The organism is Actinomadura keratinilytica (assembly GCF_039539665.1).
GTDB classification, from domain to species: Bacteria; Actinomycetota; Actinomycetes; order Streptosporangiales; family Streptosporangiaceae; genus Spirillospora; species Spirillospora keratinilytica.
In genome coordinates this window covers 54,441-72,826 of the sequence record NZ_BAABDO010000005.1, presented here as the reverse complement: position 1 = coordinate 72,826, position 18,386 = coordinate 54,441, and the positions used below count along the sequence as shown (strand labels likewise).

The following is an 18,386-nucleotide window of genomic DNA, read 5'->3' as shown; positions in this document are numbered from 1 at the left end:
ATAGGAAATCTGGGTCAGTCTTGATCGCGTGAGCCGCACCGCATCCCTCGTGGCGCGCCTGCACGTCGACCTCCGGCGGCAGGCGAGCAGCCTGTGTCGGACCGCCTGAGCAGAAGCCCGAGCACACGTCCGCCGCCCGCCGCGGCGTCCCCCGATCACCGAGTCCCTGCAAGCGACCGCCTGCGAAGGGTTCGTCCGCCGTGTCCACGTCTTCGGTGTCAACGTCTTCTGTGTCCAGCCCGTCCTCCCTCGCCCGCGCCCCGAGCCGCGTGCGGCCCGCCCCCGGGTTCGCCAGACGGCGGCGGGCCGCGCTCGCCCGCCTCGTCGCGCCCCTGGTGCTGCTGGTGCTCTGGCAGGCCGCCGCGGGCACCGGCCTGCTGCCCGAACGCCTGCTCCCCGCGCCCGCCACCATCGCCTCCACCGCCCTCGACCTGATCCGCGACGGCACCCTGCCCGACGCGATCGCGGTGTCGGTGCGGCGCGCCGCCGTCGGCTTCCTGCTCGGCGCGGTCGCCGGGGTGGGCCTGGCGGTCCTCGCCGGGCTGAGCCGCCTGGGCGAGCACGCCGTCGACCCGCTGATGCAGATGCTGCGGGCGCTGCCGCTGTTCGGGCTGATCCCGCTGTTCATCCTGTGGTTCGGCATCGGCGAGACGCCCAAGGTGGCGCTGGTCGCGCTCGGCGTGGCGTTCCCGCTCTACCTCAACACCTTCGCCGGCATCCGCGGCGTGGACGGCAGGCTCGCCGAGGTCGCCGACGTGCTGCGGCTCGGCCGGTGGGGCCTGGTCCGGCACATCGTGCTGCCCGGCGCGCTGCCCCAGGCGCTGGTGGGGCTGCGGCAGAGCCTCGGCGTCGCCTGGCTGGCGCTGATCGTCGCCGAGCAGATCAACGCCTCGTCCGGCCTCGGCTTCATGATCAACAACGCCCGCGAGTTCCTGCGCACCGACGTGGTGGTGCTCGGGCTGGTGGTGTACGCGGCGCTCGGCCTGCTCACCGACGCGCTGGTCCGGCTGCTGGAAAGGAGGGCGCTGACATGGCGCAAGGGCTTCCCGGTGTGACCGAGCGGACCGACCCGCCCGCCGCGGCGGCCGACCGGCCGGTCGTGCGGGTGCGCGGCCTGACCAAGAGGTTCGGCGACCGCACCGTGCTGGACGGCGCCGACCTCGACATCGCCCGCGGCGAGTTCGTCGCCCTGCTCGGCCGCAGCGGCTCGGGCAAGTCCACCCTGCTGCGCGCCCTGGCCGGCCTGGACCGCGACACCGGCGGCGAGCTGTCGGTCGACGGCACCGTGGCCGTGGCCTTCCAGGAGCCGCGCCTGGTCCCGTGGAAGCGGGTGCGGGCCAACGTCACGCTCGGCCTGCGGGGCCCGGACCCGCGCGCCGCCGCCGACCGGGCGCTCGCCGAGGTCGGCCTGACCGAACGCGGCGACGCCTGGCCGCTCACCCTGTCCGGGGGCGAGGCCCAGCGCGCCTCCCTGGCCCGCGCCCTGGTGCGCGAACCCGACCTGCTGCTGCTGGACGAGCCGTTCAGCGCCCTGGACGCGCTCACCCGCATCACCATGCACCGGCTCGTCCTGGACCTGTGGGAGCGGCACCGCCCCGGCATCCTGCTGGTCACCCACGACGTGGACGAGGCGCTGCTGCTCGCCGACCGCGTCCTGGTGCTGGACGGCGGCGGCATCGCCCACGAGTCCCGCGTCGCCCTGGACCGCCCCCGCCGCCGCGACCACCCCGACCTCACCGCACTGCGCTCCGCCCTGCTCGCCCAGCTCGGCGTCACCCCCGAGGAAGGAACCGCATGAACCGGCTCAGAACAGCGCTGGCGTCCCTGCTCACCGCGACCGCCCTGGCCCTGGCGGCGGGCTGCGGCGGCGGGGCGGACGGCGGCGAGGCGGCGGTCGGCGCGGACGGCTCGGTCGACCTGTCCAAGGTCACGCTGCGCATCGGCGACCAGAAGGGCGGCCAGCGCGCCCTGCTCGGCGCCGCCGGGGAGCTCGACGGCGTCGCGTACCGGATCGAGTGGAAGCAGTTCACCTCCGGCCCGCCGCTGCTGGAGGCGGTCAACGCCGGGGCGCTGGACGTCGGCGCGGTCGGCAACACCCCGCCGGTGTTCGCCGCGGCCGCCGGCTCCAAGATCAAGATCATCGCCGCCGCCGACATCGGGCTCACCGGGCAGGCCGTGCTGGTGCCGAAGGACTCGCCCATCCGCACCCCCGCCGAGCTCAAGGGCAGGCGCATCGCCGTCGCCAAGGGCAGCTCGTCCCACTACCACCTGCTGACCGTCCTGCGGCGGGCCGGGCTGGCCTTCGCCGACATCCAGCCGCAGTACCTCGCGCCGCCCGACGCGCTGGCCGCGCTCAGCTCCGGCAAGATCGACGCCTGGGCGATCTGGGACCCCTACACCGCCCAGGGCGAGGCCCAGACCGGCGCCCGGATCCTGGTCGACGGCCGCGGCTACACCACCGGCTACCAGGTGATCGCCGCCGCCGACCGGGCGCTGTCGGACAAGGCGAAGACGGCCGCGCTGCGCGACTACCTCGCCCGGCAGCGGCGCGCCCTGCTGTGGGCCAACGACCACGTCAAGGAGTGGGGCGCGGTGTGGGCCAAGGACACCGGCCTGCCGGTCGCCGTCGCCGAGAAGGCCGCCGAACGCCGCGCCGCCCGGCTCATCCAGGTCGACGACACGCTGGTGCGCAACGAGCAGCAGATCGCCGACGCCTTCGCCGGCCAGAAGCTGATCCCCGGCAGGGTCGCGATGGCCGACTTCGTCGACCGCCGCTTCAACGACATCGACATCCAGGCCAAGTGATCCGGATCGAGTGACACCGCACCGCGAGCGACGAGGACACCGCGAGCGAGGAGGACACTGCGAGTGACGAGGACACCGCGATGACGCTGCGCTTCCACTGGTTCCTGCCCACCACCGGCGACAGCCGCGCCCTGGTCGGCGGCGGCCACGGCATGCCGCGCGGGGTGGGGCGGCCGCAGCCCCGCCCCGGCACCGCCGACCAGGTCCGCCCGCCGGACATCGACTACCTGGCGCAGATCGCCCGGTCGGCCGAGCAGCTCGGCTTCGAGGCCGTGCTCACCCCGACCGGCACCTGGTGCGAGGACGCCTGGCTGGTCACCGCCGCGCTGCTGCGCGAGACGTCCCGGCTGAAGTTCCTGGTGGCCTTCCGGCCCGGCTTCGTCTCGCCCACGCTGGCCGCGCAGATGGCCGCCACCTACCAGCGCATCTCGCGCGGCCGCCTGCTGCTCAACGTCGTCACCGGCGGCGAGTCGGCCGAGCAGCGCCGCTTCGGCGACCACCTGCCGCACGCCGAACGCTACGCGCGCACCGACGAGTTCCTGACGATCGTGCGCGGCGCCTGGACCGGCGAGCCGTTCGACTTCAAGGGCGAGCACTACCACGTCGAGGGCGCCCTGGTGGCGCGCCCGCCGGAGCCGCGGCCGCTGCTGTACTTCGGCGGCTCCTCGCAGGCCGCGGGCCCGGTCGCGGCCCGGCACGTGGACGTCTACCTCACCTGGGGCGAGCCGCCGGACCAGGTGGCCGAGAAGATCGCCTGGATCCGCGGGCTGGCCGCCGAGCAGGGACGCGAGCTGCGCTTCGGCATCCGCCTGCACACCATCAGCCGCGACACCTCCGCGGCCGCCTGGGCCGAGGCCGGCCGCCTGCTGGAGCGGCTGGACCCCGCCCACATCGAGCAGGCCCAGCGCACCCTGGCCGCCAGCGAGTCGGTCGGCCAGCGGCGCATGCGGCAGCTGCACGAGAAGTACCGCAAGAGCGGGGCGCCCCGCGACCTGGAGATCCACCCCGGGCTGTGGGCGGGCGTCGGGCTGGTGCGCAGCGGCGCGGGCACCGCCCTGGTCGGCTCCCACACCGAGGTCGCCGACCTGGTCGAGCAGTACGCGCAGCTCGGCATCGAGGAGTTCATCCTGTCCGGCTACCCCCACCTGGAGGAGGCGTACTGGTTCGGCGAGGGCGTCCTGCCCGAACTGCGCCGCCGGGGCCTCACCGGCGACCCGCTGGAGGCGCAGGCCGCCGTGTGACCGCAGGTCGGACGGGACGTTCGCGTCGCGCCGGCATCGGCGGCGATCCGCCGGGAAGATCCGCTCGCATGACCGCAGGGGGGAGCGGAAGACCGCCCGACGGCGCCGCGCACGACACCGCGTACGAAGAGACAGGGCCGTCCCACGCGGCCGCGACCGCCGCCCTGCCGGCGGGCGCGGCCGCACCCAGGCCCGACGAGCGGGCACGTCCCGCCGACCACCGGGCGGCCATCTGCGCCGTCGGGTAGCATGGCCCCATGCAGGTCGTGTCACAGGCGGTGATCAGTCCGCGAGCGGCGGGCGCGAGCCGTGTACCGACGACGACGCCGGGCGACTCCCGGCGCGGCGACCGCATGCCCTAGACATCGCAAGCGGCAGGGCCCCGGGAGGTGCTCCCGGGGCCCTGCCGCGTTCCGGGCCGCCGGCGCCTCCCGGGCCCCGCCCGACCCGACGACAGGAGCCCGACCATGGAGCCGGATGCGTCCGACGCGGCCGCCGAGTCGCTAGCATCGAAACCCGCCGATCCCGTCCCACCATCGCGAGGAGAATCCGTGTCCACCGTGTCCGAACTGCGCATCACCCTCGACGGCGACGAGCGGGTGGTGCCGGCCGGAACCACCGCCGGGCAGGCCCTGCAGGCCGACGGCCGGACCGTGATCGCCGCGCGCGTGGACGGCGAGCTGCGCGACCTGGACCACGAACTGAGCGACGGCGCCGTGGTGGAGCCCGTCGAGATCGGCTCCGAGGACGGCCGCGCCATCATGCGCCACTCCACCGCGCACGTGCTCGCCCAGGCCGTGCAGGACCTGTTCCCCGAGGCCCGCCTCGGCATCGGCCCGCCCGTCGAGAACGGCTTCTACTACGACTTCGACGTCGCCGAGCCGTTCACCCCCGAGGACCTCAAGCGCATCGAGAAGCGCATGCGCGAGATCGTCAAGCAGGGGCAGCGGTTCTGCCGCCGCCCCGTCAGCGACGAGCAGGCCCGCCGGGAGCTGGCGCACGAGCCGTACAAGCTGGAGCTCATCGGCCTCAAGGGGGCCGCCGGCTCGGACGACGGCGCGGACGTCGAGGTCGGCGCCGGGCAGCTGACCATCTACGACAACCTCGACGCCAAGAGCGGCGAGCTGCGCTGGAAGGACCTGTGCCGGGGCCCGCACGTGCCCACCACCAAGGCCATCCCCGCGTTCAAGCTGATGCGCTCGGGCGGGGCGTACTGGCGCGGCAGCGAGAAGAACCCGCAGCTGCAGCGCATCTACGGCACCGCCTGGGAGTCCCGGGAGCGGCAGGACGAGTACCTGAGGTTCCTGGAGGAGGCCGAGAAGCGCGACCACCGCAAGCTCGGCGCCGAGCTGGACCTGTTCTCCTTCCCCAACGAGATCGGCAGCGGCCTGGCCGTCTTCCACCCCAAGGGCGGCGTGGTCCGCAAGGTGATGGAGGACTACTCCCGGCGCCGCCACGAGGAGGCCGGGTACGAGTTCGTCAACACCCCGCACATCACCAAGGGCGCCCTGTTCGAGACCTCCGGGCACCTCGGCTGGTACAAGGACGACATGTTCCCGGCCATGGAGGTGGACGGCGGCGAGTACTACCTCAAGCCGATGAACTGCCCCATGCACAACCTGATCTTCAGGGCGCGGGGGCGGTCGTACCGGGAGCTGCCGCTGCGGCTGTTCGAGTTCGGCAACGTCTACCGGTACGAGAAGTCCGGCGTGGTGCACGGCCTCACCCGGGTGCGCGGCATGACCCAGGACGACGCGCACATCTACTGCACCCGCGAGCAGATGGTCGGCGAGATCAAGAACCTGCTCGCGTTCGTGCTGGACCTGCTGCGCGACTTCGGCCTGAGCGAGTTCTACCTGGAGCTGTCCACCCGGGACGACTCGGAGAAGTTCATCGGCTCCGACGAGTACTGGGAGCAGTCGACCGCGGCGCTGCGCGAGGCCGCCGCCGACTCCGGCCTGGAGCTGGTGGACGACCCGGGCGGCGCGGCGTTCTACGGCCCGAAGATCTCCGTGCAGGCCAAGGACGCCATCGGCCGCACCTGGCAGCTGTCCACCATCCAGGTGGACCTCAACCAGCCCGACCGCTTCGACCTGGAGTACCAGGCCGCCGACGGATCGCGGCAGCGCCCGGTCATGCTGCACCGCGCGCTGTTCGGGTCGATCGAGCGGTTCTTCGGCGTGCTGCTGGAGCACTACGCCGGCGCCATGCCGCCGTGGCTGGCCCCGGTGCAGGTGGTCGGCATCCCGATCGGCGACGCCCACGTGCCGCACCTGGAGAAGGTCGCGGCGCGGCTGCGCGAGCGCGGCATCCGGGTCGAGGTCGACGCCTCCGCCGACCGGATGCAGAAGAAGATCCGCAACGCGCAGAAGCAGAAGGTGCCGTACATGCTGCTGGCGGGCGACGACGACGTGTCCAAGGACGCGGTGTCGTTCCGCTACCGCAGCGGGGAGCAGAAGAACGGGGTGCCGATCGACGAGGCGGTCGAGGAGATCGTCAAGGCGGTCGAGGCCCGCATCCAGATCTGACGCCCGCCCGCTCCGCATCGTCCGCGGCGGCCCGGGCCGGAACCGGCCCGGGCCGCCGCATGATCGTTGCGCGGTTTCCGCGCGCGGCGGCCCTTCGGCGCGAGACACTCTGCGTAAGCAAGCCCATCCGAAGGGGCGCCCCCGTCATGGACGATCGCTACATCGAGGAAGTCGCCCGCCTCATCGCGCAGGCCGACGCCCCCGCCGCGTGCCCCGGGTGCGGCGGACACGACCAGATCACCGCCGCCGTCCCCCTGGACCCCGACACCGCGGGCGTGGCGGCCATCCCGGTCACCTACTGCCGCACCTGCGACGCCGGCGACCCCACCGCCGCCGAGATCTTCGCCTGCATGGACCGGGCCCTGCGCGAGGACGACTGACCGGCCGTCCGCGCGACCCTTCCCGAGCCGCCGCCCGCCGCGCGCCGGAGTTGGTAGCCTCAGCGGGCGGTTTCGACGAGCGGGAGACGGGCGCGATGAGAACCACGCGGCGGCCGGGGACGGCGCACCGTCCGGTCGTGGGCCGGGTGCTCGGGTACGGCGGGTCCGTGGTGCTGGCCGTGGCGGCCGTCGTGGTGCTGCTCATGCCGCTGTTCGACGGCGGGCGCGGCGCGGCGTCCGGCGAGGCGGCCGACCGGACGACCCCCGAGGCCACCGAGCCCGGCGGCTGGACGCCGCCGGACGGCGCCGCCCCGGCGGCCACGCCCACGCCGAGGCCGACGGGCGGCGCGCCCCGGCGGGGCGGGACGGGCCCGTCCACCCCGCGGCAGCAGTCCGGGCCGAGCCCCGAGCTGCAGACCGGCACCACCGTCACCTGGTGCCCGGAGGGCAGCGCGGTGTACCGCGCCGGCGACGGCGGCCTGGAGGTGGCGGTGAGCGCGTCGGCCAGCGGGTTCGCGCGGGCGCAGGTGTCGCTGCGCAGCGGGTACACCGCCGAGAAGCAGGCCACGGTCCGCAGCGGCGTCCCGCACACGTTCGAGTTCACCGGCGTCCCGGCGGCCGAGGTGGAGCGGGTGAAGGTCACCACGATCTCGGTCGGCGTGTCCACGCAGACGTGCTACGCGCGTCCCGCCGCGTGACCCCCGGGCGACCCCCGCGGGGCGGCTCACTCGGGCACGCGCACGTCCTCGACCGACACGTTGACGGCCAGCACGCGCATGCCGAGCATCAGCCCGATGACGCGCGCCACGTTCGCCTTGACCGCCTTGGCCACGTCCATGATCACGCTGCCGTACTCGACCGCGACGGCCAGGTCCAGGGTGACCGCGTTGTCCTGCAGGCGGATCCGCACGCCGGGGGTGCCCGGCTGACCGGTCCGCCCCGGTCCGCCCGCCAGCCCGGCGACCCCGCCGACCTCCAGCGCGGCCAGCCTCGCGATCTTCTCGACGACCTCGTCCTCGATCGTCACGCGGCCCTTCACCGTCGCGGTCGTGCCGGGGGAGGGCTCGGCGTCCTCGCCCGCGGGCCGGTCGGCGGCCCCGGACTCCGGCGCGGCCGGCCGCGCGGGCTCCGCGGCCGGCGGGGCCGCCGGGGGCGAACCGGACGTCGGCGGCGGCACCGGCGGCGGGGAGCTCAGCGGCACCCCGGCCGGGGAGGGGACGCCTCCGGCGCGTCCGCCGAGACCGGGGAAGAAGGGCGCGGACCGGACCTCGGGGTGCGGCGCGTCCCCGCCCTCCCCGGGGCGGCCCTTGTCGAGATCGGTCATCGATCGGTCCACCCTTTCTGACAGGAAGTCCATGGTGGCGTAGGCGCGCCTGTCACGTCACGCGAAGCGGACGCCGTTCGACTGCCCGCGCGGGGCCGCGGCGGGGCGGGCGGGCCGGCATCCCGACTTCAGGCCGTCCGGCTTCCCTCTCTATGCTGCTGGTCAGGCCGTGGACAATAAGGAGAGCGCCGCTTTGAGCGTAGAGCCGGAGGAGCCCGTGGTGGAGGAGGCGCGCGCGGACGCGCCCGAGTCGGGGAAGAGCCCCGGAGATGAGCCCGTCCTCGAGGAGGAACGCGGCGGAGCGGGCGTCCCGGACGACTTCCAGCGGCTGTGGACGCCGCACCGCATGGCCTACATCAAGGGCGAGAACAAGCCCTCGGGCGCCGGGGCCGAGGACGACTGCCCGTTCTGCGAGATCCCGAAGATGACCGACGAGGAGGGCCTGATCGTGGCCCGCGGCGCGTCGGTGTACGCGGTCCTCAACCTCTACCCGTACAACTCCGGCCACCTGATGGTCGTCCCCTACCGGCACGTCGCCGACTACACCGAGCTCGACGCGGCCGAGTACACCGAGCTGGCCGAGCTGACCCGCAGCTCCCTGAGCGCGCTGCGCAAGGCCAGCGGCGCCCACGGCTTCAACGTCGGCATGAACCTCGGCCAGGTCGCCGGGGCGGGCATCGCCGCGCACCTGCACCAGCACGTGGTGCCGCGCTGGGGCGGCGACACCAACTTCATGCCGGTGGTCGGGCGCACCCGGGTGCTGCCGCAGCTGCTGCGCGAGACCCGGCAGATCCTCGCCGACGCCTGGCCGCACGCGTGAGCCCTTGATCGGTGATGATGGGGGCATGACACGACGCGAACGGCCGGTGCTGGTCTACGACGGCGACTGCGGGTTCTGCACCACCTCGGTGCGGTTCGTCGAGCGGCGCATCCCGACGTCCGCGCGGATCGTCGCGTTCCAGTTCGCGGACCTGGACGCGCTCGGCACCACCGCCGAGCGGGCCGAGTACGAGGTCCTGTGGGTGGACCGGGCGGGCCGGGTGAGCGGCGGGGCGCAGGCCATCGCGCGGCTGCTGATGGACGCGGGCGGGCCGTGGTGGCCGCTGGGCGCGGTGCTGCGGGTGCCGCCGGTGCGGTGGATCGCCCACGGCGTGTACCGGCTCGTGGCCGCCAACCGCCACCGCATGCCGGGCGGCACCGCCGCGTGCGTGCTGCCCGCCGCCCAGCGCCCCGGGGCGCGGCAGCAGGGCTGAGCAGGCCGACGCGGCGCTCCGGGCCGGGCCGAATCCGCGTCCAGGACCCGCGTCCAGGACCCGCGTTCGCAATCCGGGTTCAGGAGGGCTGCGGCTCCTTGCCGACGGACGCGGCGGGGGCCTCGGCGGGCCGGCGGCCCGCCCGCCCGCGCGGCAGCGGCAGCCGCTCCAGCGGCAGGAACGCCAGCAGCCAGATCGTGTGCGGCAGGAAGTGGATGGACAGCAGCGCGTAGGTGACCAGATGGAACCCCGCGAAGAACACCACGCCCGCGTACAGCGGGCGGCCCCGCGCGAACAGCAGCAGCGGTGAGGCCACCTCCGCCACGAACATGATCCACTGGCCCGCCTTCAGCGGCAGCGGGTAGTCGACGAGGGCGCGGCCCAGCGGGGTGCCGCGGCGGTTGAGGGCCCACTGCACGGTGGAGCCGTTCGGCCAGTCCGGGAACCCGCCGATGCGCACCTTCGCCCACGCCGACAGGAAGTAGGCGGCCACCACCGCCACCTGCACGCACCGCACCGACCAGCCGGACGCCTCGCACGGCGCGGGGTCGCCGAGGCGGGCCCGTCCCACGGTGGGCAGCACGAACAGCGCCACGACCAGCGCCAGATGGTCGTGGTCCACCTTGCCGTAGGACATGCTGATCGTGACCCACCACAGGTACCCGCCCGCGGCGACGAAGCCGGACGCGCGCGGCGCGAACCGCCCCGTCGCAGCGACCAGGCCCGCCGCCAGCGTGACCGCGAGCAGCGTGTACATCGCGGCGGGGGTGGGGGCGGGCAGGTGCAGCCAGCGCGCCAGCCGCACGGGCTGGTACAGGTCGCCGGGCAGCCGGGCGTGCGCGAGCGCGCTGTTGGTGAACAGCAGCATGTCGACCGGCAGGAACCCGTAGGCCAGCAGGCGCAGCCAGGCGACGCGGGCGCGCGGGATCGGGGCGTACCACCAGCGGCCCCAGGGCGTGGCCGCGTTCACCGCACGGTCCACACGGCGCGGTTGCGGACGCTGGTGGCGACGACCTTGCCGTCGCGCAGCGTCTTGACCTGGTGCACCAGGTAGATCCGGGTCAGCGCGGGGCGGTCGGGGTGCAGCCGCCGCTGGGCGTCGGCGATGCCCTGCAGCAGCGACGGATCGCGCACGATCCGGGTCATCTGGCCTTCGATCTCGGCGCGTTTCATGCCGGCCCCCACGGCGTCCATCGGCAGCTTGACATGCGTCCCCGCGGCGGTGTCGGCCTCCAGCCAGTGCGAGTGGATCTCACCGCCGTCGTCCTTGACCGAGAACGCGAACTGCGTCATCGGCCCCAGCGGGAAGTCGTCGTCGGTCCCGCACGAAGTGGTGTAGAGCAGCGTGCCGATCACCGTGGCGGCGGCGAGGGTGCGCCACAGGCGGCCGGGCGTGCTGAGTCGGAAGACCCCCGGATCCACGGCAGCAGCCTAGCGCGATCATGGCCGCCGGTCCGGGGGCGTCGTCCGCCCCGGCGGCGGGACGGACGACGCCGGGAAGGGGGCCGGAAAGGGGCGGGTCAGCCGGAGGCGGCGGCGACCTTGTCGGCCAGGTGCGACGGCAGCGGCTCGTACCGCAGGAAGGTGCGGCTGAACGTGCCGGTGCCCTGCGACATCGACCGCAGGTCGATCGCGTACCGGACGATCTCCAGCTGCGGCACCTCGGCCCGGATCATCGTGCGGCCGCCCGGCACCGACTCCGAGCCGAGCACCCGGCCGCGGCGGGAGGTCAGGTCGGACATGACCGCCCCGACGTACTCGTCGGCGACCAGCACGCCCACCTCGTCCACCGGCTCCAGCAGCAGGATCGGCACCTTGGCGGCGGCGTCCTTGAGGGCCAGCGCGCCCGCGGTCTGGAACGCCATGTCGGAGGAGTCCACCGAGTGGGCCTTGCCGTCGTACAGGGTCACCCGGATGTCGACCAGCGGGTAGCCGGCGGAGACGCCGCGGGCCATCTGCTGGCGCAGCCCCTTCTCCACCGACGGGATGAACTGGCGGGGGATCACCCCGCCGACGATCTTGTCGACGAACTCGAAGCCCGCGCCGGACGGCAGCGGCTCGACCTCGATGTGGCAGATGCCGTACTGGCCGTGCCCGCCGCTCTGCTTGACGTGCCGGCCGAGGCCCTTGGCGGGGGCGCCGAACGTCTCGCGCAGCGGGATGCGCAGGTCGATCCGCTCGACCTCCACGCCGTAGCGGGCGCTGAGCCGGTCGATCAGCACGTCGGCGTGCGCCTCGCCCATGCACCACAGCACCAGCTGGCGGGTCTCGGGGTTGTTCTCCAGCCGCAGTGTGGGGTCCTCGGCGACCAGCCGCCCCAGCGCCTGGCTGAGCTTGTCCTCGTCGGCCTTGGAGCGTGCCTGGATCGCCACCGGCAGCAGCGGGTCGGGCATCGTCCAGGGCGCCATCACCATCGGCTTGGCGGGGTCGGACAGGGTGTCGCCGGTCTCGGCGCGGCCCAGCTTGGCGACCGCGCAGATGTCGCCCGCCACGCACGCCGACACGGGGCGCTGGTGCTTGCCGAGCGGGGACGACAGCGCGCCGACGCGCTCGTCGACGTCGTGGTCCTCGTGTCCGCGGTCCTCCAGCCCGTGCCCGGACAGGTGCACCACCGTGTCGGGGCGCAGCGTCCCGGAGAACACCCGCACCAGGGAGATGCGCCCCACGTACGGGTCGGAGACGGTCTTGACGATCTCGGCGACCAGGGGGCCGTCGGGGTCGCAGCGCACCCGCTCGGGGGAGCCGCCGCCGACGGCGGTCACGGCGGGGATGCCGTGCTCGAGCGGGGACGGGAACGCCTGGGTGATGACCTCCAGCAGCTCCAGCATGCCGACGACCGGCCCGGCGTCGGCGCCGTGCGGGACCGCGGTGGCCAGCACGGGGTAGAAGCTGCCGCGCGCGACCGCGGTCTCCAGGTCCTGGATGAGCGCCTTGACGTCGATCTCCTCGCCGGCCAGGTACCGGTCCATGAGGGTCTCGTCCTCGCTCTCCTGGATGATCCCCTCGATCAGCGCGGCGCGCTGCTCGGCGATCTGGTCGAGGAACTCGGGGTCGGGCTCGCACTCCACCCGCTCGCCGGTGGAGTAGTCGAAGCAGCGCCGGGTCAGCAGCCCGATCAGGCCGCGCAGCCCGTCCCCCGAGCCGATCGGGAAGTAGACCGGCGCCACGCCCTCGCCGAAGACGTCCTGGCAGGTCAGGACCACGTCGTCGAAGTCGCCGCGCTGCTGGTCGACCTTGGTGATGACGACCGCCCGGGGCATGCCGACGGCCGCGCACTCCTCCCACAGCTGACGGGTGAGGCCGTCGATGCCGTCCACCGCGGAGATCACGAACAGCGCCGCGTCGGCGGCGCGCAGCCCGGCGCGCAGGTCGCCCACGAAGTCGGCGTATCCGGGGGTGTCGATGAGGTTGACCTTGATGCCCGCGTGGACCAGCGGGGCCAGGGCGAGGTTGACCGAGCGCTGCTGGCGCATCTCGACGTCGTCGAAGTCGCTGACCGTGGTGCCGTCCTCGACGCGCCCGCGCCGCTGGATGGTGCCGGTCGCGGCGAGCAGCGCCTCGACCAGCGTGGTCTTGCCCGCCCCCGAGTGGCCGACCAGCGCGACGTTGCGCACCTTGTCGGGCCGGCCGGCCTCCGGTGCCCTGCCGGGGCCTCCCGCGTGGCCTCCTTTGTCCGCCATAGCTCTACCTCCTCGGACCGCCCCGTGCGGGGCCGTCTGGAACGGAGCCGGGCCGCGCGGACCCGGCCCTGACGCCCGAGTGCGGCGCTGGGCCACCTTCATGACGTGCGTGACCGGCGTCACACCCGTAGCACCACCATTTCCCGTGAGGGGCCGGATCACAAGGGGTGGGCGGCAAACCGTGCCATCTCTTGGCCGCCCCGGCGTTCCCGCCGTGACACCGTCCGTTGGCCGGGCGCATGTCCCTCGTCATGCGGGACGGGGGGCCTGCGCCGGTATGTGTGGGGATTGCGTCAGACTTAAGGGCAGGTGCCTGGGTTGCGGGGATCGGTAGGCATTCCGACCCTGTGCGGATCGTGCACAACCGTGTGCACTCCGTGGCTACCTCCGCGGCTCGCGCGCACCCCGGGGGTGATCGGTCGCACTACGATGGCCCCCTGCGCGGGCCGTGGGCCCTCGGCTTGAGACGGACACGAGAAGATCGGACGGCGATGCTCAACAAAGTGCGGCCCGCGCTGGGACGCGTCCTGACCCCCGTCGGCCGGACCATCGCGCGCACCGGGGTCACGCCCAACGCCATCACGATCATCGGGACCGCGGGCGTGGTGGCGGGGGCCCTCGGCTTCTTCCCGCGCGGCGAGTTCTTCTGGGGCGTCCTCCTCATCACCGCGTTCGTGCTGTTCGACATGCTGGACGGCGCGGTCGCCCGGGTGACCGGGAAGATCTCCAAGTGGGGCGCGTTCCTGGACTCCACCATGGACCGGGTCGCCGACGCGGCGATCTTCTCCGGGGTGATGATCGGCCTGTACCGGGACGGCCAGGAGCAGCTCGCCGGGGTCGCCCTGTACTGCCTGGTCGCGGGCGTGGTGGTGTCGTACGCCAAGGCGCGCGCGGAGGGCCTGGGCTACACCTGCAACGTGGGCATCGCCGAACGCGCCGAGCGCCTGATCGTGATCCTGGTGGCCACCGGGCTCGACGGCCTCGGCGTGCCCTACGTGCTGGCCGCGGCGCTGTGGGTGCTGGCCGTGCTCAGCACCGTCACCGTGGGGCAGCGGTTCGCGGCCGTGCGCGCGCAGGCCCTCGCCGACACCGACCCCCGGCCCGCCGCGCCGACGCCGCCCCCGGACGCGGGGCGCCGCCGGGACCGGCCGTCCGGCAACGGCACCGGGAACGCCTCCGAGAAGGCCGCCGGGCGGGCCGGGAAGGGCGGACGGCGCAAGTGGAACGTGCGCAGGCTCGACTCCGCCTCGGAGCCCCGACCATGAGGACGGGCCTGCGCGACGAGGCCATGGACGTCGCGTACGCCCTGGGGTGGACGGTCGTCCGCAAGACACCCGAACCGGCGGCCCGCGCGGTGTTCCGGGCCCTCGCCGACCACACCTGGCGGCAGCACGGCCAGGGCGTCCGCCAGCTGGAGAGGAACCTGTGCCGCGTCCTGGGCAAGGACGCCGTGGACGACGAGGTGCGGGTGCTCAGCAAGAAGGTGATGCGCTCGTACCTCCGGTACTGGCTGGAGGTCTTCCGGCTCCCCGAGTACGACCGCGACCGCATCCTCGGACGCTCGCGGGTGCGGGGCGCCGAGAAGGTGTTCGCGGCGCTGGAGTCGGGCCGCGGGGTGATCCTGGCCCTGCCGCACATGGGCAACTACGAGGCGGCCGGCGCCTGGCTGGTGCACCACGGCCACCCGTTCACCACCGTCGCCGAACGCCTCGAACCCGAGTCGCTGTTCGACCGGTTCGTCGCCTTCCGCGAGAGCCTGGGCATGGAGGTGCTGGCCCACCGGGGCGCGTCGGCGTTCGGCCGGATGGCCCGGCGGCTGCGCGCGGGCGGCGCGGTCTGCCTGGTCGTCGACCGCGACCTCACCGACACGGGCGTGGAGGTGGAGTTCTTCGGCGCGACCGCGCGCATGCCCGCGGTGACCGCCGCGCTGGCCATGCGGACGGGCGCCGCGCTGTTCCCGGTGACCCTCTGGTACGAGGGCGACTACTGGGCGGCCCGGGTGCACGAGGAGATCCCGGTGCCCGAGGAGGGGGACAGGCGCGAGCGCACCCTGGCCGTGACGCAGCGGCTGGCGCGGGAGTTCGAGGCGGGCATCGCCGCCCATCCCGAGGACTGGCACATGCTGCAGAAGGTGTGGGTGGAGGACATGGCCGCCGACGGCCGCCCCGCCGGGGAGGGCGCCCGGTGAGGATCGGCATCGTGTGCCCGTACACCTGGAACGTCCCGGGCGGCGTGCAGCAGCACATCCGCGACCTGGCCGAGGCGCTCATCGGGTTCGGCCACCACGTGTCGGTCATCACCCCCGCCGACGACGACGCGGCCCTCCCGCCGTACGCGGTGTCCACGGGACGCGCCGTGCCCGTCCCCTACAACGGCTCGGTGGGGCGCGTGGCGTTCGGGCCCCTGTCGGCGAGCCGGGTCCGGCGGTGGATCACCGAGGGCCGGTTCGACGTGCTGCACGTCCACGAGCCCGCCGCGCCGTCGCTGGGCATCCTGGCGTGCTGGGCGGCCGACGGCCCGATCGTCGGCACCTTCCACGCCTCCTACGAGCGCTCGCGGGTGGTGGCGGTGACCGCGCCGATCCTGCAGAGCGCCCTGGAGAAGATCACCGGGCGGATCGCGGTGTCGGAGGCGGCCCGCAAGACCCTCGTCGAGCACCTCGGCGGCGACGCGGTGCTGATCCCCAACGGGGTGGCCACCGAGCGGTACGCGATGGCCGAGCCGCTGCCGGGCTGGCAGCCGGGCCGCTCCGACGGCGTGCAGACCCTGGGCTTTTTGGGCCGCATGGACGAGCCCCGCAAGGGCCTGCCGGTGCTGCTGCGCGCCTTCGAGATCCTGGGCCGCCGGCGGCCCGGCCTGCGGCTGCTGCTGGCCGGCCCCGGCGACGCCGAAGAGGCCCTCGGCCGGGTCCCGCGCGAGCTGCGCGACCGGGTCGTGACGCTCGGCATGGTCAGCGAAGAGGACAAGATCCGCGCCTACCACTCGGTGGACGTGTTCGTGGCGCCCAACACCGGCGGGGAGAGCTTCGGCATCGTGCTGGCCGAGGCGATGTCGGCGGGCGCCCCGATCGTGGCCAGCGACCTGGAGGCGTTCGACCGGGTGCTGCTGGGCGGGCGCGCCGGGGCGCTGTTCCCGGTGGGCGACCACGAGGCCCTCGCCCGGGTCGCCGGGGAGCTGCTGGACGACGCGCCGCGGCGCAAGCAGCTGTCGGCCGAGGCGCGCGCGGCGGTGCGGCGCTACGACTGGTCCGCCGTGGCGCGCGACGTGCTGCGCGTGTACGAGACGGTCGCCCTGGACGGCGCCGGGGTCGTGGAGTCGCCGGGCGCCGGCCGGGCCGGGGGTGAGGCGCGGCCGTGACCTACGACTGGATCATCGACGTCCTGTTCTGGATCGCCGTCGTGTTCCTGGTCGGCGTGTACGTGTCGTGGCGGGCCACCCGCCTGGACCGGCTGCACGTGCGCGTGGAGACCGCCCGGGCCGCGCTGGACGCCGCGCTGGTGCGCCGCGCGGCGGTCGCCCTGGAGCTGGCGGCCTCGCGGCTGCTGGACCCCGCGACGAGCCTGCTGCTGGCCACGGCCGCGCACGAGGCCCGCACCGCCGACGCCGAGTCCCGGGAGTTCGCCGAGAGCGACCTGTCGCGCGCGCTGCGGGCCGTGGCCGACCAGCCCGGGTTCGCCGCCGCCGTGGCGGCCCGCGACGACGGCAAGGCCGTGCTGGAGGAGCTGGCGGGCGCCGCGGCCAAGGTCGTCTACGCCCGCCGCTTCTACAACGACGCGGTCTCCGCCGCCCGCATCGCCCGCCGCAAGCTGCTGATCCGCGTGCTGCCGCTGGCGGGCAAGGCGCCCCTGCCGGACTTCTTCGAGATCGACGACGACCCGCCCCGCCTGTGACCGGGCCGTCCCGCGGCCGGGCCGGCGCGGGCCGGTGAACGTCGCCGGTCGAGCCGCCCGTCGAGCCGTCCGGTCGAGCCGCCCGTACCCCTGTGCGGCCGCTTCCGTCCGGGCGGAACCTGGAATATGTGCCGGTTCGCTACCCTCGGGCGGGTCGCAGGAGGAGGGACATCGTGCGATTCGCAGGGGTTGTGCGGGGAACGCGGGGCGGCCGGGCGGCCGCGGGGCTGGCCTGCGCCGCCGTCCTGGCCGGGACGCTGGCGGGCTGCTCCGGGCGCGTCGCCGAGGACGCCGCGCCGCCCGTCGCGTCCGGCGGCACCGCCCCGTCGGCGCCGACCCCGGCGACCCACCCGTTCACCGGCGGCACGCGCGGGCTGCGCAACCCGGTGCTGGCCGTGAAGATCGAGAACACCCGCCCGGCGATGCCCCAGTCCGGCGTGACCGCGGCCGACATCGTCTACGTCGAGCAGGTGGAGGGCGGCGAGACCCGGCTGATGGCGGTGTACTCGTCCCGGTATCCGCGCCGCGTCGGCCCGGTGCGCAGCGCCCGCATCTCCGACCTGCACATCCTGCCGCAGTTCGGCCGTCCCGCGTTCGCCTTCTCCGGCGTGCAGAGCAAGATGAAGCCGTACGTGCGCCGGGCGCCGGTGTACGACGTGTCGCAGGAGAACGGCGGGTCCGCCTACTTCCGGGCCGGGCCCAAGCCGATCCCCTACAACCTGTACGCCGACCCCAGGAACCTGCTGAGGCTGGCCCCGCGCGCCGAGCCGCCCCGCGACATCGGCTTCCGGTTCGGGCCCGCCCCCGCCGGCGGCAGGCCCACCAAGACCTTCACCGCGCGCTGGCCGTCGGCGACCATGGCGTTCACCTGGTCGGCCAAGAGGAAGCGGTGGCTGTCGTCGTTCGGCGGGCGCGTCAACGTGGGCGCCGAGGGCGACGTCCTGGGCGGCCACACCATCGTCGTCCAGTACGCCAAGACCACCCGCTCGAAGTTCCACGACTTCCTCGGCAGCTACACCCCGCTGATCCACACCACGGGGACGGGACGGGCGACGGTGCTGCGCGACGGCATGGCCTACGACGCGCGCTGGTCGCGCCCCTCCGAGACGCAGGGCACCACGTTCACCACCGCCGACGGCAGGCCCATGACGTTCGCCGCGGGGCAGGTGTGGGTGGTCCTGGTCAACGACGGCCGGCCGTACATGCCCTAGCCGCCGGGCCGACACGGCGTAAAGGCGGCGGCGCGCGCGTTGACGGCCTGGCGGGTCCGTTTCTCGCCCGAGCA

19 protein-coding genes are annotated in these 18,386 nt (G+C 74.2%); 15 read left to right on the top strand and 4 right to left on the bottom strand.

The features are described 5' to 3' along the window. The first annotated feature begins 28 nt into the window (after positions 1-28). The 8 genes from ABD879_RS32885 (at position 29) to ABD879_RS03095 (ending at position 7,652) form a co-directional block, all read left to right on the top strand. Complete coding sequence (locus ABD879_RS32885; RefSeq protein WP_378272734.1) at positions 29-109, top strand: putative leader peptide; 81 nt, start codon at positions 29-31, stop codon at positions 107-109. Between the two features lie 106 nt (positions 110-215). Further along, a complete protein-coding gene (locus ABD879_RS03125) occupies positions 216-1,055 on the top strand; it encodes an ABC transporter permease (RefSeq protein WP_345017197.1) in 840 nt (279 codons plus the stop codon). Beyond that, the gene (locus ABD879_RS03120) at positions 1,031-1,798 is read left to right on the top strand and encodes an ABC transporter ATP-binding protein (RefSeq protein ID WP_345017195.1); all 768 of its coding nucleotides are present in this window, start codon (positions 1,031-1,033) and stop codon (positions 1,796-1,798) included. The genes ABD879_RS03125 and ABD879_RS03120 overlap by 25 nt, the downstream gene beginning before the upstream one ends. Next, positions 1,795-2,805: an ABC transporter substrate-binding protein gene (locus ABD879_RS03115; protein ID WP_345017193.1), complete on the top strand. Its 1,011-nt coding sequence runs from the start codon at positions 1,795-1,797 to the stop codon at positions 2,803-2,805. The genes ABD879_RS03120 and ABD879_RS03115 overlap by 4 nt, the downstream gene beginning before the upstream one ends. 80 nt (positions 2,806-2,885) lie before the next feature. After that, complete coding sequence (locus ABD879_RS03110; RefSeq protein ID WP_345017191.1) at positions 2,886-4,046, top strand: LLM class flavin-dependent oxidoreductase; 1,161 nt, start codon at positions 2,886-2,888, stop codon at positions 4,044-4,046. A 551-nt stretch (positions 4,047-4,597) separates the two neighbouring features. After that, complete coding sequence (thrS, locus tag ABD879_RS03105) at positions 4,598-6,574, top strand: threonine--tRNA ligase (protein WP_345017189.1); 1,977 nt, start codon at positions 4,598-4,600, stop codon at positions 6,572-6,574. A gap of 146 nt (positions 6,575-6,720) precedes the next feature. Then, positions 6,721-6,954 (top strand): hypothetical protein, encoded by a 234-nt coding sequence (locus ABD879_RS03100; protein WP_345017187.1) that lies wholly within the window; start codon positions 6,721-6,723, stop codon positions 6,952-6,954. Positions 6,955-7,049: 95 nt separating this feature from the next. Continuing rightward, positions 7,050-7,652 carry a hypothetical protein gene (locus tag ABD879_RS03095; RefSeq protein WP_345017185.1) on the top strand — a complete coding sequence of 201 codons (603 nt, stop codon included), beginning with the start codon at positions 7,050-7,052 and terminating at the stop codon, positions 7,650-7,652. 26 nt (positions 7,653-7,678) lie between these two features. Here ABD879_RS03095 and ABD879_RS03090 read toward each other — a convergent pair whose 3' ends face one another. Beyond that, on the bottom strand, positions 7,679-8,278 hold the full coding sequence (locus ABD879_RS03090; RefSeq protein WP_345017183.1) for an Asp23/Gls24 family envelope stress response protein: 600 nt from the start codon (positions 8,276-8,278) through the stop codon (positions 7,679-7,681). 193 nt (positions 8,279-8,471) lie between these two features. On the opposite strand from ABD879_RS03090, the gene ABD879_RS03085 reads away from it, so the two are divergent. Both ABD879_RS03085 and ABD879_RS03080 read left to right on the top strand, forming a co-directional pair. After that, complete coding sequence (locus ABD879_RS03085) at positions 8,472-9,098, top strand: HIT family protein (protein WP_345017182.1); 627 nt, start codon at positions 8,472-8,474, stop codon at positions 9,096-9,098. Between the two features lie 25 nt (positions 9,099-9,123). Next, a complete protein-coding gene (locus tag ABD879_RS03080; RefSeq protein ID WP_345017181.1) occupies positions 9,124-9,531 on the top strand; it encodes a thiol-disulfide oxidoreductase DCC family protein in 408 nt (135 codons plus the stop codon). Between the two features lie 79 nt (positions 9,532-9,610). On the opposite strand, the gene ABD879_RS03075 is transcribed toward ABD879_RS03080, so the two are convergent. From ABD879_RS03075 to ABD879_RS03065, 3 genes are all read right to left on the bottom strand, one after another. Then, positions 9,611-10,501: a hypothetical protein gene (locus ABD879_RS03075; protein ID WP_345017180.1), complete on the bottom strand. Its 891-nt coding sequence runs from the start codon at positions 10,499-10,501 to the stop codon at positions 9,611-9,613. Further along, positions 10,498-10,953, bottom strand: a complete 456-nt coding sequence (locus ABD879_RS03070; RefSeq protein WP_345017179.1) for a hypothetical protein — start codon at positions 10,951-10,953, stop codon at positions 10,498-10,500. The genes ABD879_RS03075 and ABD879_RS03070 overlap by 4 nt, the downstream gene beginning before the upstream one ends. Positions 10,954-11,051: 98 nt before the next feature. After that, complete coding sequence (locus ABD879_RS03065; protein ID WP_345017178.1) at positions 11,052-13,211, bottom strand: elongation factor G-like protein EF-G2; 2,160 nt, start codon at positions 13,209-13,211, stop codon at positions 11,052-11,054. Positions 13,212-13,702: 491 nt separating this feature from the next. Here ABD879_RS03065 and pgsA point away from each other — a divergent pair, with 491 nt between their 5' ends. From pgsA to ABD879_RS03040, 5 genes are all read left to right on the top strand, one after another. Further along, the gene (gene pgsA, locus ABD879_RS03060) at positions 13,703-14,476 is read left to right on the top strand and encodes a phosphatidylinositol phosphate synthase (protein ID WP_378272397.1); all 774 of its coding nucleotides are present in this window, start codon (positions 13,703-13,705) and stop codon (positions 14,474-14,476) included. Then, positions 14,473-15,399, top strand: coding sequence for a phosphatidylinositol mannoside acyltransferase (locus ABD879_RS03055; protein WP_345017176.1), 927 nt, complete (start codon positions 14,473-14,475; stop codon positions 15,397-15,399). The genes pgsA and ABD879_RS03055 overlap by 4 nt, the downstream gene beginning before the upstream one ends. Further along, on the top strand, positions 15,396-16,568 hold the full coding sequence (locus ABD879_RS03050; protein ID WP_345017174.1) for a glycosyltransferase family 4 protein: 1,173 nt from the start codon (positions 15,396-15,398) through the stop codon (positions 16,566-16,568). Before ABD879_RS03055 ends, ABD879_RS03050 begins: the two co-directional genes overlap by 4 nt. Further along, the gene (locus ABD879_RS03045) at positions 16,565-17,101 is read left to right on the top strand and encodes a LemA family protein (protein WP_345017172.1); all 537 of its coding nucleotides are present in this window, start codon (positions 16,565-16,567) and stop codon (positions 17,099-17,101) included. The genes ABD879_RS03050 and ABD879_RS03045 overlap by 4 nt, the downstream gene beginning before the upstream one ends. 173 nt (positions 17,102-17,274) lie before the next feature. Beyond that, positions 17,275-18,312 (top strand): DUF3048 domain-containing protein, encoded by a 1,038-nt coding sequence (locus ABD879_RS03040; protein ID WP_345017170.1) that lies wholly within the window; start codon positions 17,275-17,277, stop codon positions 18,310-18,312. The last annotated feature ends 74 nt before the right edge of the window (positions 18,313-18,386 follow it).